Annotated in this window: 26 protein-coding genes and 3 tRNA genes; 8 read left to right on the top strand and 21 right to left on the bottom strand. The window is 63.3% G+C overall.

Annotated elements, in window-relative coordinates; all coding sequences use genetic code 11:
* Positions 1-6: 6 nt before the first annotated feature.
* Genes moeA through mobA form a run of 3 tightly spaced genes read right to left on the bottom strand, consistent with a single transcriptional unit; the run spans position 7 to position 2,431 of the window.
* Positions 7-1,257: a molybdopterin molybdotransferase MoeA gene (moeA, locus tag C6W88_RS15470; protein ID WP_108133105.1), complete on the bottom strand. Its 1,251-nt coding sequence runs from the start codon at positions 1,255-1,257 to the stop codon at positions 7-9.
* Complete coding sequence (gene mobB, locus C6W88_RS15465; RefSeq protein WP_108133104.1) at positions 1,254-1,823, bottom strand: molybdopterin-guanine dinucleotide biosynthesis protein B; 570 nt, start codon at positions 1,821-1,823, stop codon at positions 1,254-1,256. Before mobB ends, moeA begins: the two co-directional genes overlap by 4 nt.
* Positions 1,820-2,431 (bottom strand): molybdenum cofactor guanylyltransferase MobA, encoded by a 612-nt coding sequence (gene mobA, locus C6W88_RS15460; RefSeq protein WP_045994202.1) that lies wholly within the window; start codon positions 2,429-2,431, stop codon positions 1,820-1,822. Before mobA ends, mobB begins: the two co-directional genes overlap by 4 nt.
* Before the next feature lie 175 nt (positions 2,432-2,606).
* Between mobA and C6W88_RS15455 the strand changes: the two genes are divergently transcribed.
* Positions 2,607-3,188, top strand: coding sequence for a type II toxin-antitoxin system RelB family anti-toxin (locus tag C6W88_RS15455; RefSeq protein WP_108133103.1), 582 nt, complete (start codon positions 2,607-2,609; stop codon positions 3,186-3,188).
* 223 nt (positions 3,189-3,411) lie between these two features.
* On the opposite strand, the gene C6W88_RS15450 is transcribed toward C6W88_RS15455, so the two are convergent.
* The 15 genes from C6W88_RS15450 to C6W88_RS15380 all read right to left on the bottom strand — a co-directional run bounded on the left by C6W88_RS15450 (position 3,412) and on the right by C6W88_RS15380 (position 17,549).
* A complete protein-coding gene (locus C6W88_RS15450; protein WP_045994204.1) occupies positions 3,412-4,665 on the bottom strand; it encodes a uracil-xanthine permease family protein in 1,254 nt (417 codons plus the stop codon).
* A 265-nt stretch (positions 4,666-4,930) separates the two neighbouring features.
* A complete protein-coding gene (locus tag C6W88_RS15445) occupies positions 4,931-6,670 on the bottom strand; it encodes an ABC transporter substrate-binding protein (RefSeq protein WP_045994205.1) in 1,740 nt (579 codons plus the stop codon).
* 66 nt (positions 6,671-6,736) lie between these two features.
* A complete protein-coding gene (locus C6W88_RS15440; RefSeq protein WP_108133102.1) occupies positions 6,737-7,009 on the bottom strand; it encodes a DUF2160 domain-containing protein in 273 nt (90 codons plus the stop codon).
* A gap of 11 nt (positions 7,010-7,020) precedes the next feature.
* The gene (locus tag C6W88_RS15435) at positions 7,021-7,914 is read right to left on the bottom strand and encodes a carbohydrate ABC transporter permease (protein ID WP_108133101.1); all 894 of its coding nucleotides are present in this window, start codon (positions 7,912-7,914) and stop codon (positions 7,021-7,023) included.
* Entirely contained in the window at positions 7,907-8,794 is an 888-nt protein-coding gene (locus C6W88_RS15430; protein WP_045994208.1) for a carbohydrate ABC transporter permease, read from the bottom strand. The genes C6W88_RS15435 and C6W88_RS15430 overlap by 8 nt, the downstream gene beginning before the upstream one ends.
* Positions 8,791-9,894 carry an ABC transporter ATP-binding protein gene (locus C6W88_RS15425; protein WP_108133100.1) on the bottom strand — a complete coding sequence of 368 codons (1,104 nt, stop codon included), beginning with the start codon at positions 9,892-9,894 and terminating at the stop codon, positions 8,791-8,793. The genes C6W88_RS15430 and C6W88_RS15425 overlap by 4 nt, the downstream gene beginning before the upstream one ends.
* A gap of 1 nt (position 9,895) precedes the next feature.
* Positions 9,896-11,044, bottom strand: a complete 1,149-nt coding sequence (locus C6W88_RS15420; protein ID WP_108133099.1) for an ABC transporter ATP-binding protein — start codon at positions 11,042-11,044, stop codon at positions 9,896-9,898.
* A gap of 309 nt (positions 11,045-11,353) precedes the next feature.
* Positions 11,354-11,704, bottom strand: a complete 351-nt coding sequence (locus tag C6W88_RS15415) for a hypothetical protein (RefSeq protein WP_108133098.1) — start codon at positions 11,702-11,704, stop codon at positions 11,354-11,356.
* Between the two features lie 224 nt (positions 11,705-11,928).
* The gene (gene upp, locus C6W88_RS15410; protein ID WP_045994211.1) at positions 11,929-12,558 is read right to left on the bottom strand and encodes a uracil phosphoribosyltransferase; all 630 of its coding nucleotides are present in this window, start codon (positions 12,556-12,558) and stop codon (positions 11,929-11,931) included.
* A gap of 160 nt (positions 12,559-12,718) precedes the next feature.
* Positions 12,719-13,402 carry a uracil-DNA glycosylase gene (ung, locus tag C6W88_RS15405; protein ID WP_108133197.1) on the bottom strand — a complete coding sequence of 228 codons (684 nt, stop codon included), beginning with the start codon at positions 13,400-13,402 and terminating at the stop codon, positions 12,719-12,721.
* A gap of 5 nt (positions 13,403-13,407) precedes the next feature.
* Entirely contained in the window at positions 13,408-13,884 is a 477-nt protein-coding gene (gene gpt / locus C6W88_RS15400) for a xanthine phosphoribosyltransferase (protein WP_045994212.1), read from the bottom strand.
* A 3-nt stretch (positions 13,885-13,887) separates the two neighbouring features.
* Positions 13,888-14,433 (bottom strand): adenine phosphoribosyltransferase, encoded by a 546-nt coding sequence (locus C6W88_RS15395; RefSeq protein WP_108133097.1) that lies wholly within the window; start codon positions 14,431-14,433, stop codon positions 13,888-13,890.
* 133 nt (positions 14,434-14,566) lie between these two features.
* Positions 14,567-15,898 (bottom strand): NCS2 family permease, encoded by a 1,332-nt coding sequence (locus C6W88_RS15390; RefSeq protein ID WP_108133096.1) that lies wholly within the window; start codon positions 15,896-15,898, stop codon positions 14,567-14,569.
* Positions 15,899-16,216: 318 nt separating this feature from the next.
* Positions 16,217-16,774, bottom strand: coding sequence for a cytochrome P460 family protein (locus C6W88_RS15385; protein ID WP_231498667.1), 558 nt, complete (start codon positions 16,772-16,774; stop codon positions 16,217-16,219).
* A gap of 154 nt (positions 16,775-16,928) precedes the next feature.
* Positions 16,929-17,549 (bottom strand): riboflavin synthase subunit alpha, encoded by a 621-nt coding sequence (locus C6W88_RS15380; RefSeq protein WP_108133095.1) that lies wholly within the window; start codon positions 17,547-17,549, stop codon positions 16,929-16,931.
* Positions 17,550-17,964: 415 nt separating this feature from the next.
* On the opposite strand from C6W88_RS15380, the gene C6W88_RS15375 reads away from it, so the two are divergent.
* From C6W88_RS15375 to C6W88_RS15360, 4 genes are all read left to right on the top strand, one after another.
* Positions 17,965-19,008: a methionine ABC transporter ATP-binding protein gene (locus C6W88_RS15375; RefSeq protein WP_108133094.1), complete on the top strand. Its 1,044-nt coding sequence runs from the start codon at positions 17,965-17,967 to the stop codon at positions 19,006-19,008.
* On the top strand, positions 18,989-19,642 hold the full coding sequence (locus C6W88_RS15370) for a methionine ABC transporter permease (protein WP_045992473.1): 654 nt from the start codon (positions 18,989-18,991) through the stop codon (positions 19,640-19,642). Before C6W88_RS15375 ends, C6W88_RS15370 begins: the two co-directional genes overlap by 20 nt.
* Before the next feature lie 104 nt (positions 19,643-19,746).
* Positions 19,747-20,541: a MetQ/NlpA family ABC transporter substrate-binding protein gene (locus tag C6W88_RS15365; protein ID WP_045992474.1), complete on the top strand. Its 795-nt coding sequence runs from the start codon at positions 19,747-19,749 to the stop codon at positions 20,539-20,541.
* A gap of 79 nt (positions 20,542-20,620) precedes the next feature.
* Complete coding sequence (locus C6W88_RS15360; protein ID WP_045992475.1) at positions 20,621-21,085, top strand: free L-methionine (R)-S-oxide reductase MsrC; 465 nt, start codon at positions 20,621-20,623, stop codon at positions 21,083-21,085.
* A gap of 180 nt (positions 21,086-21,265) precedes the next feature.
* Here C6W88_RS15360 and C6W88_RS15355 read toward each other — a convergent pair.
* The 3 genes from C6W88_RS15355 to C6W88_RS15345 all read right to left on the bottom strand — a co-directional run bounded on the left by C6W88_RS15355 (position 21,266) and on the right by C6W88_RS15345 (position 21,581).
* A tRNA-Val gene (locus tag C6W88_RS15355) sits at positions 21,266-21,342 on the bottom strand.
* A 61-nt stretch (positions 21,343-21,403) separates the two neighbouring features.
* Positions 21,404-21,480: transfer RNA gene (locus tag C6W88_RS15350), tRNA-Val, on the bottom strand.
* Between the two features lie 24 nt (positions 21,481-21,504).
* Positions 21,505-21,581 (bottom strand) — tRNA-Val (locus C6W88_RS15345).
* A 476-nt stretch (positions 21,582-22,057) separates the two neighbouring features.
* Between C6W88_RS15345 and C6W88_RS15340 the strand changes: the two genes are divergently transcribed.
* From C6W88_RS15340 to C6W88_RS15330, 3 genes are all read left to right on the top strand, one after another.
* Complete coding sequence (locus tag C6W88_RS15340; RefSeq protein ID WP_108133093.1) at positions 22,058-22,816, top strand: DeoR/GlpR family transcriptional regulator; 759 nt, start codon at positions 22,058-22,060, stop codon at positions 22,814-22,816.
* Positions 22,817-23,240: 424 nt separating this feature from the next.
* Complete coding sequence (gene glpK / locus C6W88_RS15335) at positions 23,241-24,743, top strand: glycerol kinase GlpK (RefSeq protein WP_108133092.1); 1,503 nt, start codon at positions 23,241-23,243, stop codon at positions 24,741-24,743.
* Between the two features lie 51 nt (positions 24,744-24,794).
* Positions 24,795-26,423, top strand: coding sequence for a glycerol-3-phosphate dehydrogenase/oxidase (locus C6W88_RS15330; RefSeq protein WP_108133091.1), 1,629 nt, complete (start codon positions 24,795-24,797; stop codon positions 26,421-26,423).
* Positions 26,424-26,438 lie beyond the last annotated feature (15 nt).

The following is a 26,438-nucleotide window of genomic DNA, read 5'->3' as shown; positions in this document are numbered from 1 at the left end:
CAAGCCTCAGGAAAATCGAAAGAGAGGGAGTACCATCACGATATCATCGATGGACGCCGAGTCCGTATCCTCGGGAATCTCGACCAGGCAATTGGCCGAGACCATGGACGACAGAATACCGGAACCCTGATTGCCTGTATTGACCACCCGCAAGTTCCCGTCCGCATCACAGTGAAAGACACCGCGACTGTAGTCCGTACGTCCGACCCTGCTGCGAAAGGCGCTACCGGCCACGGCCTTCCAGCGTGGCTGAGTGGGTGAGCGCCCTTCCAGAGCCGCGAGCATCGGCACCACAAACACCAGACAGGTCACCATGCAGGCCACCGGGTTACCCGGCAGTCCCAGCAAGGGTGTCTCGTCGGGGCCAATCACCCCACATGCCATGGGCCGGCCTGGCCGCATGGCGATCCGCCACAGGGTCAACCTGCCAAGACGCTCCACCGCTTCCCGGGTGTGGTCGGCCTGTCCCACCGACACTCCGCCACTGGAGACCACCAGATCCGCGGTCCGGGCGGCGTCAGCGAGCTGTTCGACCAGGGCGTCGGTGTCATCGGCGACGATGCCGAGATCGATTACCTCGGCGCCGTGCTCCTGCAACAACCCCATCAGAGAATAGCGGTTGGCATCATAGATCGCCGCCTGGGCGCGTGCCTCACCGGGTGCCGTGACCTCATCGCCGGTGGAGAACACGGCTACCCGAGGACGTCGCCGCACCCGGACCTCGGCCTGCCCGAGAGACGCCAACAGGCCAAGCGCGGCGGCTTCGAGGCGCCTGCCTGCTGCAATGGCCACCTGGCCGGCACGCAGATCCTCGCCCGCCTGGCGCACATTCTGCCCCTGCTTGACGCGGTCGGCGCGTGTCACCCTCACACGATCGCCATCTCGCTCGAGCTGTTCGAGCATGACCACGGTGTCGGCCCCTGGCGGCAAGGGCGCCCCCGTGGTGATGGCAATACACTCACCTTCGCCCAGGCGACCCTGAAAAGGCTGCCCCGCCAGGGCTTCTCCCACCTGGAGAAAGACCTCGCCGGGGTCCTCGGTCGACCAGTTGAGCGCCACCCCATCCATCGCGGAGTTGGTATGCCCGGGCACATCGAAAGGCGCTTCTACCGCCTCGGCCAGCACTCGGCCGTGGGCCCTGGCCAGGGGCACCTTTTCCGCCGCCAGGCGACCAGCTACCAGCGTCAACAGGGCATCGCGCGCCTCCACGACGCCGAGCATGCGCTCACCAAGATCGAAACAGGAGAGCGTTGTCATGACGGTTCTCCTCCCTGGTGCGCGACAATCCACTCGGGCCAACGCCTCACCCAGGCCTGGACCCAGGCGGCGATGGCGTCATGATCATTGAGATCGAGCACATCGCCCCTTGTCGCCAGGGGCGCGTCACTGGCGACGGCCTGAATCCATGGATCGTCTTCCACCATCAGCGGCTTTTCCAGCGCCGGCCGATGGAGCTCCAGCTTGGGCAAAGGCCAGTCCTTGAAGCCCTCGACCAGCACCAGTTGCGGTTCCAGCGGCGCGACCATGGCCAGCAGGGTTGCCAGATCGGCCTCTTCGCCCCCCGGCGTCTCCATCATCAATGCCAGCCGGGCGCGGGAGGCGATCAGGATAGGTTCGGCCCCCGCCATACGCAGGCGATGACTGTCCTTGCCAGGCTGGTCTACCTCGAAGCGGTGGTGGGCGTGCTTGATCACCGCCACCTTGAGCCCGGCACCCTTCAACATCGGTACCAGACGTTCGAGCAGGGTGGTCTTGCCGGTCCCGCTCCAGGCGGCGATGCCCAACAGCGGCTGATCGGGGCGCAAGCTCAGCGCCTGCGTCATGAGTCACGCTCCTGGCGACACGCCTCCAGCCGTCGTCTTTCCTCTTCGGTGTTGAGATTGGCGAAGGCGGCAGCGCAGTCGCTGACGTCGACCCGATCCCAGCGGTGGCGATCGTACCAGCGGTCGATCTTGCGTTCGCCCTGCTCCAGTACCGCCGCGAGATCCTCATGCAGGTGACGGGACAGCAACGCCACCACGGGGTGCAGCCGCTCGCCGTCATGGGCGACGACAATATCCAGCCCATCGCGCCAGCCAGCCACCAGCCGGGGCACCAGATCGGCGGGCAGCGCCGGGCTGTCACAGGGCACCACCACCACCCAGGGCGTAGAGGACGCGACCAGACCACTGTAGATGCCCATCAAGGGTCCGTGGTAGCCCGCCTGGTGATCCTCGACCACTCGATCGGCGAGAGCCGCGTACTCGTCCAGATGGCGATTGGCATTGATCATCACGCTAGCCACATGGGGCTTCAGACAGGCAACGGCGTGCGCCGCCAGCGGCTTGCCGTCGAACGGCACCAGCCCCTTGTCGACTCCCCCCATGCGTCGCCCCTGGCCTCCCGCCAGAACCACGCCGCTTATCTCCTTCGCGTCCAGCCTCGCCACCATTGCACCTCTTTTATTGGTCGTCGACAGCATCCTCCATGATGCCTTAGCCACCCGCAGGCTGCCATGAGCGTATCGGGGTAGACAGTAGACGCCAGGGATGTCGGACAGCGACGTTAGCGGGTATCATGTGTCCATCATTATGCACAACATCGGCTTTGCCGAGACGGGAAACAGGATGGAAGACAGTTTCGACGTCGGCGCCAGATTGCGCCAACTACGACAGGAAAAGCAGCTTTCTCAACGCGAACTGGCGAAAAGAGCCGGTGTGACCAACAGCACCATTTCGCTGATTGAGCTTAACAATGTGAGCCCATCGGTCAGCTCGCTTAAGAAGATTCTTGACGCTTTGCCGGTATCGATCAGCGCCTTCTTCGCGGGTGACGAACCGAACCACCCCAGCCCCTTCTATCGTGCCGCGGAGCTCACCGAGATCGGCGATGGCCATCTGTCCTGGCGGCTTGTCGCGGCCAGACGCCCGGACCGACGCATGTCGGTGCTCCACGAGCGCTATCCGCCCGGAGCCGATACCGGCGAAGAGATGCTTGAACACGACGGCGAGGAAGGCGGCGTCATCATCACCGGCGAGATCGAGATCACCGTCAACGGCGAGACAGGTCTGCTCGGCCCCGGCGACGCCTACTACTTCGACTCACGCCTGCCCCATCGGTTTCGCAACCTGGGGGATCAGGAATGCGTGATTGTCAGTGCGAACACTCCCCCCACCTTTTCCGATGGCGGAGAGCAACTGCACCATTGATTGCCCCCCACCGTCTCCGATGGCGGAGAGCAACTGCACCATTGATTGCCCCCACCTTTTCCGGTGGTGGCGAGAAGTTGCACCATTAATTCCCCCCACCTTTTCCGATGGCGGAGAGCAGCTACATCATTGATCAAAGACGACGACAGGGCATGATCGTCAGTGCCCGGTCGCCAACAGCCGATGGCCCGGCTGTCACGCCGGGCCATGGTAATAGCAGGGTTCATTCGTCCTCGCTGGCCCGGGGCAACACCAGGTTAAGGGCGATGCCGATCAAGGCGGCGAGGCTGACCCCCTGCAGGGCGAACTGGCCATCGCCGAACTGCATACCACCGATGCCGAACACCAGGATCAGCGAGACCACCACCAGGTTACGCGGGGCGGTCAGGGGTTTGCCGGCGCGCACCAGGGTATTCATGCCGACCACCGCGATGGAGCCGAACAGCAGGGTCATGATCCCGCCCATCACCGGGGTAGGAATGGTCTGCAATACTGCCCCCAGCTTGGCGACGAAGGCCAAGGTGATGGCTACCAGTGCGGCGGACACCATGAACATCGGATTGAAGGCGCGGGTCAGGGTGACCGCCCCGGTGACCTCCGAGTAAGTGGTGTTGGGCGGCCCACCGAACAGCGCCGCCGAAATGGTCGCCAGGCCGTCGCCCAACAGGGTGCGGTGAAGGCCTGGTTTCTCCAGGTAGTTGCGTCGGGTCACCGAGCCGATCGCCACCATATCACCGATATGCTCCACCGCCGGCGCGATGGCGACGGGGATCATGAACAGGACCGCCGCCCAGTGAAAGCTCGGCGCGGTGAAGGATGGCAACGCCAGCCAGGCCGCCTCACGTACCGGGCTGAAGTCGACCACTCCCATCAGCAATGCCATCAGATAGCCGGTGACGATCCCCCCCATGATCGGCACCAGGCGCAACAGACCGCGCCCGAAGACCGCCAGGATCAGCGTCACCAGCAGGCTCGACATGGACAGCACCATGGCCTGGGTGTAACCGATGGTCTCGCTGTTCTCGCCGGTGGCCATGCTCACCGCGACTGGTGCCAGGGCAAGACCGATGACCATGATCACCGGTCCTACCACCACCGGCGGCAGCAGCCGATGCAGCCACCCCGTCCCCTTCAGCCGAACCGCCTGGGAGATCGCCACGTAGACGAAACCGGCAGCGATCAGCCCGCCCAGGGTGGCGGAGACACCAAAGTGGGCGATGGAGCCCTGAATAGGGGCAATAAAGGCAAAGGACGACGCCAGAAACACCGGAACCGTCAGACGCGTGGTCAGATGGAACACCAGGGTGCCGATACCGGCGGTGAACATGGCGACGTTGGGATCGAGGCCGGTCAGCAATGGCACCAGCACCAGGGCGCCGAACGCCACGAACAGCATCTGGGCACCGACCAGCGCCAGCCGAGGCAAGGAATCCGCCGATGGGGCGACGGGCGAGGAAGAGGACGAGGGGTCTGACATGGAGGGCTCCGCGGTGGACAAACGCCGGCTATGGTACCAACGCACGCGCAACGTTTCGGCAAAATTTTGCGCGTCTTTCGACGCCACCGCCAACGCTTGGCAGACGCTCCTCTCATCCAGCCTGCGCTATCCAGCCGGCGCCATGAATTGCCCACAAGGCACCGGGCCCCCGCTGTCTCCAGCGAGGGCCCGGCGTCCTGCACATCAGGGGCCATGCACGAAAGGCGACCTGCGAAGCGCCGTCACCTGCGCACAAGTCCCCGTCCTACTCACGGGTACCGGCCGACATCCATTCCTCCATCATCTGCTCGTAGGGCACCGTGGTGCCCTGGGGCATTTCGTTGTCCAGCTTGGCCTTGGGCGCGCCGGGCTGGCTCAACCATTCTTCGGGGTCCTTGGGTTCATTGAGCACCGGCGCGTAGGTGGCAAACACCTTGGCCCGCGCCAGACGCGCCATGATGTTGTCGAGGTCACCGGCCAGATTATCCAAGGCCTCCTGGGCCGAGATGTCGCCATTGACCGCGGGGGCCAGATTCTGCCACCACAGCGGCGCCATGCGCGGATAGTCAGGCACGTTGGTGCCGGTAGGCGTCCAGTTGGACTCGTTGGGACTGCGGTAGAATTCCACCAGGCCACCCAGCTTCGGCGCCATCTCGGTCATCTGGTCGGAGAAGATGTCGGACCGGCGGATCGGCGTCAGCCCCGCCATCAGCTTCTCCAGCGAGACGGTCTTGGACACGGTGAACTGGGCAAACAGCCAGGCCGCGCTGCGCCGATCCTCCGGCGTCGAATCGAAGAAGGTCCAGGCCCCCACGTCCTGATAGCCGACTTTCATCCCCTCTTCCCAGTACGGGCCGGTGGGAGACGGCGCCATGCGCCACTTGGGATTGCCCTCATCGTCGGTCACCGCCACATCGGGACTGACCATGTCGGCGGTAAAGGCGGTGTACCAGAACATCTGCTGGGCCACGTTGCCCTGGGCCGGCACCGGCCCGGCCTCGCCGAAGGTCATGCCCTGGGCTTCGGGCGGCGCATAGTCTCGAAGCCACTCCACCATCTTCGTGACGGCGAACACCGAGGCCGGTGAATTGGTGGCGCCGCCACGGCTGACGCTGGCCCCCACCGGGTGGCTCTCTTCATCGACCCGAATGCCCCAGTCGTCTACCGGGTTGCCGAACGGCACCCCGGGACTGCCCATGCCGGCCATGGACAGCCAGGAGTCATGGAAGCGCCACCCCAGCGACGGATCCCGACGGCCGTAGTCCATGTGGCCGTAGACCTTCTGACCGTCGATCTCGCCGACGTGCTCGCTGAAGAACTCGGCGATGTCCTGATAGGCGGTCCAGTTGGTGGGCACACCCAGATCATAGCCGTAGATGTCCTTGAACTGTGCCTTCAGATCATCGCGCTGGAACCAGTCATAGCGGAACCAGTAGAGGTTGGCGAACTGCTGGTCGGGCAGTTGGTAGATGCTGCCGTCGGGCCCGGTGGTGTATTGAATACCGATAAAGTCGTCCAGATCGAGGGTCGGCAGCGTCAGGTCCTTCCACTCGTTGGCCATGGCCTCGCTCAGGTTGATGGTCGAGCCGTAGCGAATGTGGGTACCGATGGCGTCCGAGTCGTTGACGTAGGCGTCGTAGATATTGCGCCCCGACTGCATCTGGGTCTGCATGTTCTGCACCACATCACCTTCGCCGATGATGTTGTGGGTGACCTCGATACCGGTCAGCTCGGTAAAGGCCGGCGCCAGCACGTCGCGCTCCCAGGTGTGGGTGGTCAGGCCCTCGGCGACGGTGTTGATCTCCATGCCTTCAAACGGCTCGGCAGCCTTGGCAAACCATTCCAGTTCAGCGATGCGTTCCTCGCGGCTCAGGGTCGAGTCCTTGAACACCTCGTCGGCCAGGCGCTCGATCACCGCCGTTCGATCGTCCTGGGCCAGGGCGCCGCCGCTGAGCAGCAATAGCCCCACAGCACCTAGTCTGGTCAGCTTGAGTCTAGCGTTCATGGTCACCTCTATTGTTGTCGTCGACCGTCAGGTCGATCGTTGTCGTCGAAGGGAGCCTGGCCCCCGCTAGCCCCATCGCAGCAGGACCAGCATCCACACCACCGATACGCCCAGCGCCAGCCACAGACTCAGGCTGGTGAAGCCCACGACCGCCAGATGGATGTAGGCCGCCGACAGCATGCCGATGAAGAAACGGTCCCCCCGGGTGGTGCTGATCGGCAGAAAACCGCGCCGTTCCCGAGTCGGCGATACCAGCTCCCAGGTCGTCATGACCACCAGCAACAGCGCAATGACACCAAAGAAGATCGCCGTGGGCAGGGTCCATACCATCCAGTCCATGTCGGTGCTCCTCAGGTCCGGCCCAGGGCAAAGCCCTTGGCGATGTGATGGCGCACGAAGAACACCACCACGATGCCGGGCACGATGGTCAGTACCCCGGCCGCCGCCAGGGTGCCCCAGTCGATGCCCGAGGCGGTCGAGGTTCGCGTCATCACCGAGGCGATGGGCTGGGCCTCGGTGGAGGTCAGAGTGCGTGCCAGCAACAGCTCGACCCAGGAGAACATGAACAGGAAGAACAGCGTCACGCCGATGCCGGAGCGAATCATCGGAATGAACACCTGGACGAAGAAGCGCGGGAAGCTGTAGCCATCGATAAAGGCGGTCTCGTCGATCTCCTTGGGCACGCTGGACATGAAGCCTTCGAGGATCCATACCGCCAGCGGAATATTGAACAGACAGTGGGCCAGCGCCACGGCGATGTGGGTATCGAAAAGGCCCACCGTGTAGTAGAGCTGAAAGTACGGCAGCAGGAACACCGCCGGCGGCGCCATCATGTTGGTCAACAGCCAGAAGAACAGGTGCTTGTCACCGATGAAACGGTAGCGACTGAAGGCATAGGCCGCCGGTAGCGCCACGCTCATGCTGATCGCCATGTTCATCAACACATAGGTGATCGAGTTGACGTAGCCCATGTACCAGCTCGGGTCGGTGAATATCTTGGCGTAGTTGGCCAAGGTCAGCGATTGCGGCCACAGGGTCAGCTCGCCGAGGATCTCGCTGTTGGTCTGCAGCGACATGTTGACCAGCCAGTAGATCGGCAGCAGCACGAACACGATGTAGGCCAGCATCAAGAAGCCACGTCGAAAGCGTCGTCCTGTCGAACGGCCCTGCCGACGGCGGCGGGCCGCCTCCTTTTCCGCGCGCTTTCGCACCTGGTCGGGACTGGATGGCGTGGAATCAGTCATGGCGAGCCCCTCCCTGCCGGTCCTTCTGCAGATTCATGATGGCGGTATAGAACACCCAGCAGACCAGCAGGATGATCAGGAAGTAGATCAGCGAAAAGGCCGCCGAAGGCCCTACATCGAACTGGGCGGTGGCCATGATCGCCAGCGATTGACTGAGGAAGGTGGTCGCGCTTCCCGGCCCGCCGCCGGTCAACACGAAGGGTTCGGCGTAGATCATGAAGGAATGCATGAAACGCAGCAGCACCCCGATCACCAGTACGTTGGTGAGCTTGGGTAGCTGGATATAGCGAAACACCGCCCAGCGTGAAGCGCGATCGATGCGCGCCGCCTGATAGTAGGCCTCGGGAATCGCCTGCAGACCGCTGTAGCAGAGCAGTGCGATCAGCGAGGTCCAGTGCCAGACGTCCATCAGCACGATGGTCACCCAGGCGTCCAGCGGACTCGAGGTGATGTTGTAGGGATAGCCGATCTGGCGCAGGCTCCAGCCCATCAGACCGATGTCGCCACGGGTGAAGATCTGCCAGATGCTGCCCACCACGTTCCACGGGATCAGCAAGGGCAAGGTCACCAGGATCAACACCAGTGACGCCCGCCAGCCACGCTTGGGCATCAACAGCGCGATCCCCACCCCCAGCGGCACCTGAATCGCCAGAATGGTCAGCGAAAACGCAAACTGCCGGGCCAGCGCCGCCTGCAGCGCCGGGTCGTTGAGCATCTTGACGAACCATTCGGTGCCGGTGAAGAAGCGGGTATTGGCGTCGAAGACGTCCTGCACCGAGTAGTTGACCACCGTCATCAGCGGCACGATGGCCGAGAAGGCGACCAGCGCCAGCATCGGCAGCACCAGCCACCAGGCGCGATTATTGGGAACCTTGTTCATGACGCCACCTCTACCCGGGATTCGTCTACGTACAAAGTCAGCCATCTTTCAGGGAAACGCACCGATACGCGCCCGGATAGCGCGAGCCCGCCCTCCTCCACGCGCACCTTGAAGCGCGCCTGGTTTAGCGCCAGCGTCAAGATCGAGTAGGTCCCGAGATCCTGGCAGTGGTCCACCACGGCGCTGAGGGTGCCGCTCGTGCCGTCCTCGGCAAGCTCGATGAATTCCGGACGAATGCCCAGCTTGAGGTTGTCGCTGCGTTCACGAGCATCAAGCAGCGACCGTCGCATCTCGGCGGACAGCTCGAGGTGCTGGCCGTCGATCAGGATGTTGTCGCCATCGATGCATGGCGTGAAGAAGTTCATGCCGGGACTACCGATGAAGTAGCCGACGAAGGTGTGAGCGGGGCTTTCGAACAGCTCGCGCGGGGTACCGAACTGGACGATTCGACCGTCGTACATCACCGCAATCTTGTCGGCAAAGGTCGAGGCTTCGAGTTGATCGTGGGTCACGTAGATCATGGTGATGGCGAAGCGCTGATGGATCTCCTTCAGCTTGCGCCGCAGCTTCCACTTGAGCTGCGGGTCGATCACCGTCAGTGGCTCGTCGAACAGGATGGCCGCCACATCATCTCGGACCAGGCCACGCCCCATGGACACCTTCTGTTTCTCGTCGGCGCTGAGGTTGCGCGCCTTGCTGGCCAGGCGGTCGGTCAGATCAAGGATATCCGCGACCTCCTCGACCCTCTCGCGAACCCGCTCCTCCGGGGTCTTAACGTTGCGCAGCGGGAAGGCCAGGTTGTCGTAGACCGTCATGGTGTCGTAGACCACCGGGAACTGAAACACCTGGGCGATGTTGCGCTCTTCAGGCGGCAGCTCGTTGACCATGACCCCGTCGAAGCGCACCTCGCCCTGGGAAGGCACCAGCAGCCCGGAGATGATATTGAGCAGGGTCGACTTGCCGCAGCCGGATGGCCCCAGCAGGGCATAGGCACCACCCTGCTCCCACACGTGATCCATCTGTTCGATGGCGTAGTCGCTGCGCTTCGAAGGCGACGCCGAATAGCTGTGTGCCAACTGTGAAAGGCGAATCTCGGCCATGCTAGCGCTCCTCCCCCGACGCCGGCGGTGCCTGCTGTGACGACGGAAGCGGCGGACGCACCCCTCCGTCACCGGCTTCCGGCGGCACGTGCAGGGTCTTGCCATCCATGTCGAACACGAACAGGCGATGCACCGGTACATAGAGTGTGATCGGCTCATCCACACGAAAGCTGTGAACACCGGGAAGATGCGCCACCAGCGACATCCTCTCGTTGCCCACGTGCAGGAAGGTCTCGGAGCCACTGATCTCGGCCAGCTCGACCTTGACGTCAAGCGCCAGGTCATCGTCCGCCCGGGGCTGCATGGCCAGATGAGCCGGCCGCACACCGAAGCGGTAGCTGCCCTCGTCAAGCGCCGCCAGAGCTTCATCGAGCGGAAAGTGCACCTCGTCGTCAAAGCTCACCTCACCATCGCGGATACGCCCTTCCAGCACATTGATGGGGGGTTCGGAGAACATCTCCGCCGCGGTCAGGGAGGCCGGCTGGCGGAACACCGTAGCGGTCGGGCCATGCTGAACCAGGCGCCCCTCGTGCAGAATTGCCGTATTGCCACCCAGCGCCAGCGCTTCCGCCGGTTCGGTGGTGGCGTAGACCGCGATGCAGTCACGCCGGGCGAACAAGGCACTCAACTCCTCGCGAAACTCCTCGCGCAGCTTGTAGTCGAGGTTGACCAGAGGCTCATCGAACAGCACCAGGTCCGCGTCCTTGACCAGCGCCCGTGCCATGGCGGTGCGCTGCTGCTGGCCACCGGACAGCTCCAGTGGCTGGCGGTCGAGCAGGCCTTCGATATGCAGCAGCTCAGCGATCTCGTGGACACGCCGCTGGATCTCGCTCTTGGCGACACGGGCCAGCTTCAGCGGAGAGGCAATATTGTCGAAGACACTCTGGTGGGGGTAGTTGATGAACTGCTGGTAGACCATCGCCACGTTGCGTTGGCGCACCCCCTTGCCGGTCACGTCTTCACCCTGCATCAGGATGCGCCCGCGGGTCGGCTGGTCCAGCCCGGCCATCAGGCGCATCAGGCTGGTCTTGCCGGCCAGGGTGCGGCCCAGCAGGACATTGAAAGAACCCGGCTCCAGGGTCAGGCTGACGTCATCGATGTGGGTCTCGCTCGCCACCTTGCGGGTGACGCCGTCGAGGATCAGGGACATGGGCGTACTCTTTCGCGCAGAGGTTCCCCTCGTCTCCGAGGGGCGTCATCTGTACGGTAGTAGAGAATCTCTACTCGCCCGTGATGTTTTTAAACGAAAGGCCCCGCCACGCGCCAGAAGACGCCCTTTTTATGCCTCATCTCCTTGTTTTTGCTTTTCTTTTTCACCGACACCAACTTTTGTCTAATGCGAAAAGCCACCTCTCTGGTAGCTGAGTATTGGTGCAGATGTTGTTTCCAGAAAAAAAAAGCGCCCAATGTTCGCAAAGGAACATTGGGCGCACGACGGAGGCGGGAGAACCCGCTGACGTCAGTTCAACAGCGTACGCACTGGCTTATCCAGCGCATCATCGACCTTCCCGCCCGCTCGCTCGACGCTGTCGTGTGCAGTATCCACCCGATCGGAAACCCCACCCCGAGCATCGTCGACGTGATCCGCGACCCCGTCCCGGGCGTCATCGACACGATCATTGACGTTGTCCTTGGCGTTTTCCACGGCGCGATCTGCGGTGCAACGACCAGACACCCCCACCGTGGCCTCGAGTGCCGCATTCTTGGCGACCTTTTCAGCATCGCAATCGGGGCGTATCACCCCAGCCTGAACGCTTGCCGCCAGACTCAGAATTACTGCAGCACTAGCTGCCACACGCAACAACTTCATCCATGCCTCCTTGATTCTTGAATCAACCACCGACAGCCACAACGAGAGCGCGGCGTCTGTCCAGACGGACAATGGCTGAACTGCGTTCCCGCCCAACTGACTTGCGGACACAGCAAAGCAGACATTTCACCTGAAATGTCTGCTTTCGATCATAGGCATGAAACCACTGGGTAAAATGCCACCGCAGGATAGTCTGGCCGTGGCATTGGCGGGATATCGCGTGCTTAGCGGGTACCGAAGATCTTGTCCCCGGCGTCGCCCAGTCCCGGCACGATATAGCCGTTTTCGTCGAGGCGCTCGTCCACCGAGGCGGTGTAGATCTCGATATCCGGGTAGGCTTCCTGAACGCGGCGGATGCCTTCAGGAGCCGCCACCAGCACGATCACTCGCATCAACTGGCAGCCACGGTCGCGCAGCATGTCCAGGGTGGCCACCATGGAACCTCCGGTGGCCAGCATCGGATCGATGACCACCGCCATGCGCTCGTCCAGGTCGTTGGCGAACTTGGAGAAATAGGGCACTGGCTCGAGGGTCTCTTCATCGCGGTAGAGACCGACCACGCTGACCCGTGCACTGGGAATCAGGTCGGTGACACCTTCCAGCATGCCTAGTCCCGCTCGCAGGATCGGTACGATGGTGACCTTCTTGCCCTTGAGCTGCTTGACGGTGATGGTCTCGCCACTCCAGCCATCGATGTCATAGTCCTGCAACTCCAGGTCCTGGGTCGCCTCGTAGGTGAGCAGTTTTGCCACCTCGCCGGCCAGTTCACGGAAGCTCTTGGTGCTGATGCCGGCTTCACGCATCAGACCGAGTTTGTGCTGGACCAGGGGGTGATCGATGGCATGGACGCTCATTGGCGAGTCCTCTTTGATAACGGGAGGTGGTGCTTGGACGACCTTCGTCGCATGGACGCGGGCGACAAATTGCGCGCCATTCTACCTGCAACGCCGCGTCAGGTTAACCCGCTGCGTGCACCGAAAGCCGGCGGACGTCCAGGCCGTCCGCCCAACACGTTCAGGGAGTCGGCGGCAGCTGCCAATCCACCGTGGATCTCCCGTGCTCGGCGAGAAAGGCGTTGGCCCGAGAGAAATGGTGATTGCCGAAAAAGCCGCGGTGGGCCGACAACGGCGACGGGTGCGGCGACTCCAGCACCAGATGACGCTCCTGATCCACCAGCGCCTTCTTCTGGCGGGCGTGGCTGCCCCACAGCAGAAAGACACAGGGCGGCGCCTCGGCGTTGACGGTCTCGATGGCGCGGTCGGTGAAGGTCTCCCATCCCTTGCCCCGGTGGGAGCCGGCGTTGCCCTCCTCCACCGTCAAGGAGGTGTTGAGCAGCAACACCCCCTGGCGCGCCCAGGCCTCGAGGTGGCCGTGGTTGACCGGCGTCACCCCCAGGTCCTGGGCCAGCTCCTTGTAGATATTGACCAGCGACGGCGGCGGCTTGACGCCCTCGCGCACCGAAAAGCACAACCCATGAGCCTGGCCAGGACCGTGGTAGGGATCTTGCCCCAGGATCACCACTCGTACCTCGTCCAGCGGCGTCAGCTCGAAGGCCCGAAACCAGTCCGACGAGTGCGGATAGATGGTCTTCCTGGCGGCCTTCTCTGCCGCCAGAAACGCCTTGAGCTGCTGCATGTAGGGCGCCTGGAACTCGGCTCCGAGCCAGCGTTCCCAGCTGTCGGGTAATACCTGAACCATGTCGCTCACCGCCGCTGGTCCGCCAGGGGCTCGACGTAGGCCACGCCCATGTCCCAGGGGAACTGGATCCAGCAGTCCTGGGCGACCTCGGTGAGGTACTGATCCACCAGCGGACGACCCTCGGGCTTGGCGTAGATGGTCACGAAGTGCGCCTTGGGCAGCATCTCGCGCACCTTGCGCGCGGTCTTGCCGGTGTCCACCAGATCATCGACCAGCAGCCAACCTTCGCCGTCGTGATCCACGCCCTTGAGCACCTCGAGGCTGTCCTGCTCCATATGGTCGTAGCTCTTGATGCAGACGGTGTCGATCAGGCGAACATTGAGCTCCCGAGCGATCAGCGCGGCGGGAATCAGCCCACCCCGGGTGATCGCAATGATGCCCTTGGTATCGCGCTCGATCAGGCGATGACACAGCTCGCGCACGTCGCGATGAAGCTGGTCCCAGGACACCACGAAATGGCGATGGTAGCGTTGACTGCTCATGGGTCACTCGTCCTCGGTGAAGGAACACACGGCGAACACGCTGTGGCCAGCGTCACGGATTCTCTGGGAGCCGCCGAGATCCGGCAGATCGACGATGGCAGACGTCTCCACCACATGTCCCCCGCTGCGGCTGATCAGTTCGGCCGCGGCCAGCATGGTGCCACCGGTGGCAATCAGGTCGTCCACCACCAGGATACGGTCGCCATCGCGGAAGGCATCGGAGTGCAGCTCTACCTCGGCCTGGCCGTATTCCAGGGTGTAGGTCTGACTGATGGTCTTGAACGGCAGTTTGCCCTTCTTGCGTACCGGCACAAAACTGCAGCCCAGCTCGTAGGCCACCGGCGCGCCGACGATGAAACCGCGGGCGTCGATGGCGGCGATGGCGTCCAGATCCATCTCCTGATAGCGGTGCACGAAGCTGTCGATCAGCTTGCGAAAGGCCGCACTGTTCTGCAGTAGCGGGGTGATGTCACGAAAGTTGACACCCGGCTGGGGCCAGTCGGGAACGGTGCGAATGACGGACTTGATGTAGTCGCCGTAGATACTCATGGCGGTTCTCGCTAGGGGTCGAAAGAAGAATGCATGACACATGCGGCGCCTTGTCTCGGCGCCGCACGGCGGGGCTGGCCAACCTGCCGGCTCAGCCGGTCCTGGTCAGCCAGCCCCGGTCAGCCCGATGGGCTCAATCGAGGTAGATCATCTTGATCGCGAACAGCACACCGAGGATCACCACGGCGGCGTTCAGGTCCTTGAAGCGACCGGACAGGGCCTTGATCGCCACGTAGCTGACGAAGCCGAAGGCGATACCTTCGGCGATGGAGAAGGTCAGCGGCATGGCCAGGGCGGCGATCAATACCGGCGCCGCCTCGGTGGCGTCGTCCCAGTCGGCGTGGGCAAGGCTTCCCGCCATCAGCGACGCCACGTACAGGAGTGCCCCCGCGGTGGCATAGGCCGGAATGGAGCCCGCCAGCGGAGCGAAGAACAGGCTGGCCAGAAACAGTACCGCGACCACCACGGCGGTCAGACCGGTACGCCCACCGGCGGCGATGCCGGCGGTGCTTTCCACATAGCTGGTGGTGGTCGAGGTACCGAGGGCAGCGCCGGCCATGGAGGCGGTGGAGTCCGCCATCAACGCACGGCCCAGGCGCGGCAGCTTGCCGTCCTTGTCGAGCAGGCCACCGCGATGGGCAACGCCCACCAGGGTACCGGAGGTGTCGAACAGATCGACGAACAGGAAGGCAAAGACCACGCTGATCATGGCCACGTCGAAGGCACCGGCCAGGTCCATGGACATCAAGGTCGGCGCGATCGACGGCGGCATCGACACCACCCCGCCGAATTCATTGTGGCCCAGCAGCATGGCCACCAGGGTCACCCCCAGAATGCCGATCATCACCGCCCCGGTGACGCGCAGATGGGCCAGCGCGGTAATCACGAAGAACCCGGCCAGGGCGTACAGCGGGGCCGGCTCGGACAGATCGCCCACCGACACCAGGGTGGCCGGGTTGTCGACGATGATGCCGGCATTCTTCATCGCCACCATGGCCAGAAACAGACCGATACCCGCCGCGATGCCGAGTCTCAAGGTGATCGGAATCGAGTTGATGATCCACTCGCGGATGCGAAAGATGCTGAGCAGAAAGAAGGTAACACCGGACAGGAAGACCGCTCCCAGCGCTGCCTCCCAGGTGTAGCCCATGCCCAGCACCACACCGTAGGTAAAGAAGGCGTTCAGACCCATGCCTGGCGCCAGAGCGATGGGATAGTTGGCCCACAGCCCCATTACCAGACAGCCCACCGCGGCGGCGACACAGGTCGCCACGAAGACCGCCCCGTAGTCCATGCCCGCCTCGGACAGGATGCTCGGGTTGACAAAGATGATGTACGCCATGGTCAGGAAGGTGGTGATCCCGGCGATCACCTCCGTCTTGACGGTGGTGCGGTGCTCACTGAGCTTGAAGAAGCGATCGAGCGGGCTCTTGCCGGAGCTCGGTTCAGGCTGCTGGTTGGACATGCGCTGGGTCCTGCACGTGGAGTCAATAGGGGAGTGTCCAGGACGAGAGTTCGCCGAACGCGCCCTGCCACCCTGCGACTAGTGACACCATATAGCAGGCCGTCCAGGGAATCACGACGATCCTGCACAACCTGGCCAACGCACAGGGAGCACGCAGGGTCGTCCGCGCGACCTCCAGCGCCACCACGTCAAGCAAGGCTGCCCGCCCCATAAAGCGGCATCCCAGCCCTCGACGATCGGCCGGGGCCAAACGCACATCGGGCGCGGTACGGCGAGTCCGCCGTACCGCGCCCGATGTCGGCGACTCTCGAAGGCGCGCTACTCTACCAGAATCGGATAGGCTTCGGTATAGATCCAGTCCTTGTCCTGGGCCGGGACATGACAGCCAAGACAGTCGGCCTTGTAGTCGGCTGAAACGTTGGTGGAAGGATCATCGGTCTTGAACAGCGCCCAACCCCAGCCATCGCCCCAACTGCCATTGCTGTCGGCAAAGCGGTCGGTGGAGTCCTTGACCATCACGAACCACTGCTTGATGGTCTCGTTCTCGTAGCTCACCCCGGCGCCGGTGGTGTAGTCGCCGGTGCTGTGTGCCCGCAACTCCTTGACCAGCACGGCCCCGTCGGGGAAGACCCCGTTCTCGCGGAAGGACGCCACGCTCTCGGGCTCGGTATAGACGTTATGGAAGCCACTGGCGTCCCCTTCGGGTACGAACCAGGAGCCCAGATGCGCCATCTCGGTGCGGAAGTTGTCCGGCAAGGAGATGGTGCCCTCGCTGTCCACCCAGGGAGACAGATCCTGGGCCACGGCAGCCGTGGCAATTCCCAACGCCGCTGCGGCGCACACGCCTGTCGCCAATGCCTTGGCTGTCATTTTCATGGTAGTCCCTCGCTGATCACGGTCGGTGCACTTAAAGGAATGTTACATCCGGTTAAGTTAGCAGCTTCTCAAGCGAGGGAGACCACCGCCGACGCCCGTCCGGGCGCTGCGGCACAAAGCTACAGCACTTGGCTGCAAAGGTACTTGTCGACGCTCAGCCCCTGGCCGCCATGACCCGCTCTACCGTCTCGACGATGGCCTGGGTCTGGGGATCGATCTCGAGATTGACCCTGTCTCCCGGGCGACGGTCGGCCAGTGTGGTACGGGCCAGCGTTTCCGGGATCAGGTCGACGCAAAAGGCCGGCCCCCGGGTATCGTTGCGCAACTCACCAATGGTCAGGCTGATGCCGTCCACGCCGATGTAGCCCTTCGCAAAGACAAAGCGCTCGAGGCCTTGCGGCAACAGGAACCACAGGCGACGGTTGTTGGGTGCCTCGTCGAGTTCCACCAGCTCCGCCTGCCCCATGACGTGACCGGACATGGCGTGCCCGCCGATCTCGTCACCGAAGCGCGCCGCCCGCTCGACGTTGACGCGATCACCGACGCTCAGACCGCCGAGATTGGTGACCCGCAGGGTTTCGCGCATCAGGTCGAAGCTGACTAGATCCCCGTCGATATCGGTGACGGTCAGACAGACCCCGTTGTGGGCCACCGATGCGCCCAGCTCCAAGCCTTCACACAGGTGACGCGGCATCCGCACCAGATGGCTGCGAAAGGCCTCCGCTTCCTTGATCTCGACCACCTCGGCGGTGCCCTGAACGATACCGGTGAACATCTTTGTCTCCTTGCCATCACGGGGCCTTCCCCGAACCGGCCCAGTCTAGAAGCCGCGCCTCCAAAGGTCCACGCTTGCGCTATTGTTCAGAAAACCTATCGCCAGTCACGGCGTCCGGCGGGCGGATCCACTACGACGTAGCGCCTACCTCGAAAGACCTTGCCAGCGGCTATGCGTAAACGATTGACAGGGTCCTTCGCTCGCCCTATCCTTGCCCGCTACATTTTTAGGCGCCGATTTGTACCCGGATTGCGGGCGCCCGTACCGCGACGCTCACAAGGCGTCGGTGCATGAAGTGCAGCTAAAAGGGTGTGTCCAGCGTTGATGGCCACCCGTCAGGGTGGCCTTTTTTTATGCCTGCCCATTGCCGTTCTCTTGCCCGCCCAGGTCCCTCGGTGCCCACCCGGTAGCTGAGATGATACGACTGACCAACCTTTCCAAGACCTTTGGTGCCGGCTCACGCGCCGTCAAGGCGCTAGCCGACGTCGACCTGCACGTACCCCAGGGGCAGATTCACGGCGTCATCGGCCTGTCCGGCGCCGGCAAATCGACGCTGATTCGCTGCGTCAACCTGCTTGAGCGGCCTACCTCCGGCACCGTGGAGGTGGATGGCCAGACGTTGACCAGCCTCTCCGGCCCCGCCCTCAATCAGGCGCGCCACCGTATCGGCATGATCTTCCAGCACTTCAATCTGCTGACCTCGCGCACGGTATTCGCCAACATCGCCCTGCCGCTGGAACTGATGGGCGTCAAGCGCGACGAGATCACCAAGCGCGTCACGCCTCTACTGGAGCTGGTCGGCCTGGCCGACAAGGCCCAGCAGTATCCGGCACAGCTGTCGGGCGGTCAGAAGCAGCGCGTGGCCATCGCCCGCGCCCTGGCCAGCCGTCCTCAGGTACTGCTGTGCGACGAGGCCACCTCGGCGCTGGACCCCCACACCACTGCCTCGATCCTCGAACTGCTCAAGGACATCAACCAGAAGCTCGGGTTGACCATTCTCTTGATCACCCACGAGATGGAGGTGGTCAAGTCGATCTGCCATCGCGTCAGCCTGATCTCTGGTGGCAGACTGGTCGAGGAAGCCGATGTCGGCGACTTCTTCACCGCCCCGCGCACTCAGCTCGGCCGCGACTTCCTCAACGAATTCCTCGAACTCGAACCGCCCAGGGAGCTGATCGACCGCCTCGAGCAGACACCCGGGCCGAATTCGCATCCGGTGGTACGCCTGGCGTTTTCCGGCGACGCCGTGTCCACTCCCCTGATCTCGCGGCTGGCGCGAGAGTGCGGCGTGGACGTCAGCATTCTGCAGGCCAAGGTCGAGTCCATCCAGGAGCGAACCCTGGGCCTGATGATCGCCGAACTGATGGGGGATGCCGAGGACACCCGGCGCGCCCTCGCCTACCTGCAATCTCACGACCTGACAGTGGAGGTGCTTGGCCATGTCCAGCGCGATGTTTAACCTCATCCTCGAAGCCACCCTCGACACTCTCTATATGGTGGCGGTGTCCGGTGTGATCGCGGCCCTGGTCGGCATCCCTCTGGGCGTGCTTCTTTATGTCACTCGCCCGGGCCAGATCCTGGCCCAGCCGGTGCTGCAGTCGGTCCTCGGCATCATCACCAACATCGGCCGCTCGATCCCCTTCATCATCCTGATGGTGGCGATCATTCCGTTCACGCGCATGCTGGTGGGGTCGTCCATCGGCACCAACGCTGCCGCCGTGCCGCTGACCATCGCCGCGATTCCGTTTATCGCACGCCTGGTCGAGGGCGCGCTGAACGAGATTTCTCCCGGGCTGGTGGAAGCCGCCCAGTCCATGGGTGCCACCCCTTGGCAGATCATCACCAAGGTACTGCTGCCGGAGGCTCGCGGGGGCATCTTCACCGCCCTGACCGTCACCGCGGTGACCCTGGTCAGCTACTCGGCCATGGCCGGCGCCGTGGGCGGAGGTGGTCTTGGCGACCTGGGCATTCGCTACGGCTACAACCGCTTCAATCCGACCATCATGCTGATCACCGTTGCCATCCTGGTGGTCATGGTTCAGGCCTTCCAGAGCCTGGGTGACTATCTGGTGCGCAAGAGTGACCACAAGTGACATGCACCCTGCATGGCCTTAATAACCAAATTGCATTAGCGAAAGACGTGTTATTCCATTAACATCGCCACACACGTCACACACCGTTTCGGGAGACACTGAAGATGCGCAAGACACTGCTGGGCGCCCTGGCGCTTTCCACCCTGTCACTGGCGATCAGCCAGGCCAACGCCGATGAGCACAGCCTGAAGGTGGGCACCGTCGCCGGCCCCGAGACCGACGTCATGCAGGTCGCCGCCGATCTGGCCGAGGAGCGCTATGGTCTGGAGATCGAGATCATCGAGTTCACCGACTACGTGACGCCCAACGCCGCCCTGGCCGACGGCAGCCTCGACGCCAACGCCTACCAGCACGAGCCCTACATGAACGCCATGGTCAACGACCGCGGCTACGACTTCGCCATCGCCGGGCGCACCTTCGTCTACCCGATCGGGGCCTACTCCGAGAAGTACGAGAGCATCGAGGACCTGCCCGAGGGCGCCACCATCGCGCTGCCCAACGACCCGTCCAACGAAGGCCGCTCACTGATCCTGCTCCACAACGAGGGCCTGATCACTCTGGACGACCCCGAAAACCTGGAAGCCACGCCGCTGAATATCGTGGAAAACCCCCACGACTTCGACTTCCGCGAGATCGAGGCGGCCCAGCTGCCGCGCGTATTGCCCGACGTGGATATGGCCTTCATCAACAATACCTTCGCCCAGCCGGCCGGCCTGACCCTGGACGACGCCCTGGTCAAGGAAGGCCCCGAGTCGCCCTACGTCAACATCATCGCCGTGCGCGGTGGCGACGAGGATCGCGAGGAGATCCAGCAACTGGTCGACGCCTACCAGAGCGACGAAGTCGCCGCCAAGGCAGAAGAGCTGTTCAAGGGCGCCGCCGTTCCTGGCTGGAAGTAAGCCTGACGCGCGCTCCCTCTCGAGGCCGGCCCCAGCGCCGGCCTCGCCGTTTTCACCCGCGGACACTGCCACACTCGACATGTCTTCCTACGATCTTCTCGACCGCCAGCTCACCGCCCTGCTCGACTCCGGCGACTGGCTGACCAACGCCGCCCAGACCTCGGCCTTCATCATGCAGGAAGTCCCGCGCCTCAACTGGGTCGGCTTCTATCTGCAGCGCCAGCCGCGCATGCTGTCCCTGGGCCCCTTTCAGGGCAAGCCAGCCTGTCATCCGATCCCCTTCGACAAGGGTGTCTGTGGCGCCGCCGCCCGCAGCCGCCAGACCCAACGCGTCGACGACGTCCACGCGGTCGCGGACCATATCGCCTGCGACAGCGCCTCGCGCTCCGAACTGGTGGTGCCGGTGCTCGACAAGGACGGTGAACTATGGGGCGTGCTCGACCTGGACAGCCCCGACCAGGGGCGCTTCAGCGAAGACGACCAGGCCGGCATCGAGCGCCTGGTGGCCACCTTCCGCCGCTTGAGCGGGCTCGGCGACGCCTGAACTGTCCGAACGGATGAACCGCGCCGCCCCGGAGGCGGCGCACTCACTTCAATGCCCACCCGCGGCTCGGCCACTGCGTTGATCAGCCGGTGGCATCAGTTGCCAAACACCGGCGACGGCGACGACCCTTAGAAACGACAAAAGCCCCGAGGCGAGGCCACGGGGCTTTTGTCTGTAATCTGGTAGGACCAGGCGGATTTGAACCGCCGACCTCCACGATGTCAACGTGGCGCTCTAACCAACTGAGCTATGGTCCTGAAGCAGGAAAGCGAGATGGCACGTCGCAATACGCCTTGCAATGGCACTGCGAGGTAGTGCTGGTAGGACCAGGCGGATTTGAACCGCCGACCTCCACGATGTCAACGTGGCGCTCTAACCAACTGAGCTATGGTCCTGCATCACTCGATGTGCGATCTAGCTGGTAGGACCAGGCGGATTTGAACCGCCGACCTCCACGATGTCAACGTGGCGCTCTAACCAACTGAGCTATGGTCCTACACGGCTGCCGAAACGAGGGAGTCACCACCCTCGCTGCTGACAACGGATGCGAATTCTACGCCTTCGGCAGAATTTTGCAAGCCCTTGAGTTCACCGAATGATTTTTTCCTTCGAGGGTCGCGTTCGGCGTCTCGAACGCCTTCACCGCAGCGCGATTCCACCATCGCCAAATCCGGTCGCGTTCGTTTACGATCATCGGGAATGCGTCTGGTGAAGCGAGATCCACGACAGCCTCATCGGCGGCCCAAAGCGACGTCCTCGCCGGCAATGTACCAGGACGTTCCATGCACCAGGGCCTGCCTGTTCCAGGGCCATCGATGCACAAGGGCTTTCCATCTATCGAGGCCTTCCGTCTATCAGGGGCCTTTCAGGCACAAGGGCTTTTCTTCTATCGAGGCCTTCCGTCTGTCAGGGGCCTTTCAGGCACAAGGGCTTTCCATCTTTCAAGGCCTTCCAAGCACAAGGGCAATCGGGATGAACCAGCAGCAGCGTCAGGACGCCATCATTGCACTGGTCAGTCGCCAGGGATACGCCAGCATCGAGCAGTTGACCGATCACTTCGCGGTGACCCCTCAGACCATCCGCCGCGACCTCAACACACTGGCAAGCGAAGGCCGGTTGCGCCGAGTCCACGGTGGCGCGGGCCTCGAGTCGAGCACCGTCAATACCGCCTACGCCACCCGCAAGACGCTCAACCTCGACGCCAAACGACGCATCGCCGATGCCGTGGCGCGCCAGGTGCCCCACCACGCCTCGCTGTTCATCAATATCGGCACCAGCAATGAACTGGTGGCCGAGGCACTGCTTGAGCATCAGGGCCTGGAGATCATCACCAACAACCTCAACGTGGCGTCCATCCTGCATCACAAGGAAGACTTCAAGGTGATCGTCGCCGGCGGCCAGGTCAGACCCCGTGACGGCGGGATCATCGGCGAAGCGACCATCGACTTCATCCATCAGTTCAAGGTGGACATTGGGCTGATCGGGATCAGCGGCATCGATCAGGACGGCTCCCTGCTCGAGTTCGACTATCAGGAAGTCCGCGTCGCTCAGGCGATTATCGAGAACTCACGTCAGGTGTTTCTGGCCGCCGATCACTCCAAGTTTCACCGCAACCCGGTGGTGCGCCAGGGCAACGTATCCCAACTCGACGCCCTGTTCACCGATCGCGAGCCACCGGAGGCCATCGCACGGCTACTGCAGGAACACGGGGTCGCCCTGCACCTTGCGTGATCCTGCGCCTGGCCTGACCCTGCACCTGGCCTGATCCTGCACCTGGCCTGCCACAGCCGCTCTGTGTCATCTTGCGAAAACGCCAGGCCCTCCCGACTCCTCTTAGGTCCCGTGGACGCCTTGCCGCACCAACTCCAGCCGAGGCGACGTTCTTCCCCTGCTCTCCAGACGGCACGACCAAAGTGCTAGCGAAAACTTTCGCGCTCTGGTTGTTCGTTCACGACCTCAACGCTACCTTTATTTTCGATAACGAACTTGTTGTGGCCTCGTACGACCATTGATCACCCGCGGCGGCGACGTTGCATAGGGGCACCCGACGTCGCTGCATCTGGCCATGTCCCTGCCGGCAGCACTAGACGGAAACCGTCTGCTCACCGAAGGTGAAGGTATCGCTCGACCACAACAACCGTCAGGACACCGGAACATGCCAACACGCTATATTCTCGCCTTTGATCAGGGCACCACCAGCTGCCGGGCCATCCTGTTCGACCAGGACACCCGCATCGTCGGCATCGCGCAGAAGGAATTTACCCAGCACTACCCCAAGCCAGGCCAGGTGGAACACGATGCCATGGAGATCTGGGGCAGCCAGATGGGAGTCGCACGAGAAGTGCTGGAAACCCAGTGCGTCAAGCCGTCCCAGGTAGCCGCCATCGGCATCACCAACCAGCGCGAGACCACCCTGATCTGGGACCGGCACACCGGCAAACCGATCCACAACGCCATCGTCTGGCAGGATCGACGCACCGCACCGCTATGCGACGACCTCAAGGCCCAGGGGCTGGAAGCCCATATCCGCGACACCACCGGCCTGGTGGTCGACGCCTACTTCTCCGCCACCAAGATTCGCTGGATCCTCGACCAGGTGGACGGTGCCCAGCAGCGCGCCGAGGCTGGCGATCTGCTGTTTGGCACCATGGACAGCTGGCTGGTGTGGAACCTGACCCGCGGCGAACGCCACCTGACCGATGTCTCCAACGCCTCGCGCACCATGCTGTTCGACATCAAGCGGCTCGACTGGGACGACCGACTGCTCGAGGCCCTCGATATTCCCCGGGCGATGCTGCCCGAGGTCAGGCCATCCAGCGAGGTCTACGGTACCACCGCCAAGGAAATGTTCGGTGGCGCCCAGATCCCCATCGCCGGTATCGCCGGTGACCAGCAAGCCGCCCTGTTCGGCCAGGCCTGCTTCGACAAGGGCATGGTCAAGAACACCTACGGTACCGGCTGTTTTCTGCTGATGAATACCGGCGAGACCCCGGTGCCTTCGACCTCGGGCCTGCTGACCACCATCGCCTGGGGGCTCGACGGCAAGGTCACCTATGCGCTGGAAGGATCGATCTTCATCGCCGGCGCGGCGGTGCAGTGGCTGCGCGACGAACTCAAGATGATCGACTCGGCGGAAGACTCCGAATACTACGCCAGCAAGGTCGAGGATGCCGGTGGTGTCTACGTGGTCCCCGCCTTCGCCGGCCTCGGCGCTCCTTACTGGGACATGTACGCCCGTGGAGCGATCTTCGGCCTGACCCGAGGCTCCGGCAAGGAGCATATCACCCGCGCCACCCTGGACGCCCTGGCCTACCAGACGCGAGACATCATCGACGCCATGCAGAAGGACTCGGGGATCACCCTCAAGGCCCTGCGGGTCGACGGCGGCGCCGTCGCCAATAACATCATGATGCAATTCCAGGCTGACATGCTGGCGGTCGACGTCGAACGCCCCAGGGTCATCGAGAGCACCGCCCTGGGGGCGGCCTACCTGGCGGGGATCGCGGTGGGCATGTGGAACCTGCCGGAGCTCGCCACCCGGGGCGACATCGAACGCACCTTTACGCCCGCCATGGAAGACGCCGAACGGGAACGACGCTACAAGGGCTGGAAAAAGGCCGTGCGACGGACCATGAACTGGGAGCGCGACGAAGACTGACCACACCGGGGCCTTGCGTCCCGACTCCTTCAGGAACCGCGGGGGACATGCATGCAACTACGTGACGCCAACCTTCAGCGCCTGAAGGAGGAGCACTTCGATGTACTGATCATCGGCGCCGGCATCAACGGCGCCGCCAGCGCCGCCGCGCTGGCCGGCAAGGGCGCCCGGGTGGCCTTGATCGACCGTGGCGACTTCGCCGGCGAGACCAGTCAGCACTCGTCCAATCTGGTGTGGGGCGGCATCAAGTACATGGAAAGCTATGACTTTTCGCTGGTGCGCAAGCTATGCAAGAGCCGCAACCACCTGATCAGGAGCTTCCCGTCGACGGTCCAGGAAATTCGCTTTCTGACCACCATCGACAGGGGCTTTCGCTATCACCCTCGCATGCTCTGGGCGGGCACCTGGCTGTACTGGCTGATGGGCAACGCCTTCACCCGACTGCCGCGCTACTTGACGCCAAAAGGCATCAACCGACGCGAGCCACTGGTCGATACGCGTGCGGCGATCGGTGGCTTCGAGTACTCCGACGCCTACCTGCATGACAACGATGCCCGCTTCGTCTATAGCTTCGTACGCTCGGCGCTGGACTACGGCGCGGCGGCGGCCAACTACGTCGAGTCGCGGGGGGCGCGGCGCAGCGACAACGGCTGGGTCGTTGACGCCCGGGACAACCAGAGCGGCGAGACCTTCAGCCTGCGCGCCGGAATCATCATCAATGCCACCGGCCCCTGGGTGGACGACCATAACGCCTTGAGCCGACAGACCACCGATCACCACCACGCCTATTCCAAGGGCATCCACCTGATCGTGCCACGGCTGTCCGAGCGCCAGCGCGTGCTGGCCTTCTTTGCCGACGACGGGCGGCTGTTCTTCGCCATTCCCATGGGGCCGCGCACCTGCATCGGCACCACCGACACCAAGGAAGAGCGCCCGGAGGTCGCGATCAGCGACGCCGACATCGACTTCGTGCTGGACAACATCAACAAGCGCCTGAGTCTGAAGCGCCCGCTCGACCGTTCGGACATCATCGCCACTCGCTGCGGCGTGCGCCCGCTGGCGGTCAAGGCCAACGCCGGCAATGGCCGCGACTTTCTCCAGATGTCGCGCAAGCATGCCATCGACATCAACGCCAAGGAGCGCCATATCAGCATCTTTGGCGGCAAGCTCACCGACTGCCTCAACGTCGGCGAGGAGATCGTCAGAGAGGTGCAACGATTAGGCCTCGAGCTGCCACAGCCGCGCGCCCGCTGGTACGGCGAACCTTCCGACACGGACAGGCGAGAATTCCTGCACCAGGCAAGCCTGCTGGGCCTCGATGAGCGCACCCCTTCCTCGTCCAGTGAACCTCTGAGCAAGCGCCTGTGGCGTCGCTACGGCCTCAACGCCTTCGACATGCTGGAGCAGATCCGCCAGGACCCGCGACAGGGAGAGCTGTTGATCGAGGGTACCGAGTACCTGCGCTGCGAGCTCGAGCACGCCGCCCGGCGAGAGATGATCACACGACTCGAGGACTTCCTGCGCCGCCGCTCCAAGATCGCCCTGGTGGTGGACACTCAGACCCTGCACGGGTCACCTGGCCTCGATGAGGCCGCCCGAATCCTGTTCGGCGACGAGGCCCAAGAACGGCTCGAGGAATACTTCGCGAGTGCCACACCGACATCGCGCGAACGGGCCTGAGGTCCTCAACGGCGC

Source organism: Halomonas litopenaei (assembly GCF_003045775.1).
Lineage (GTDB): Bacteria > Pseudomonadota > Gammaproteobacteria > Pseudomonadales > Halomonadaceae > Halomonas > Halomonas litopenaei.
The sequence above is the reverse complement of the archived record's forward strand: the minus strand, read 5'-3'. Positions and strand labels throughout refer to the sequence as shown.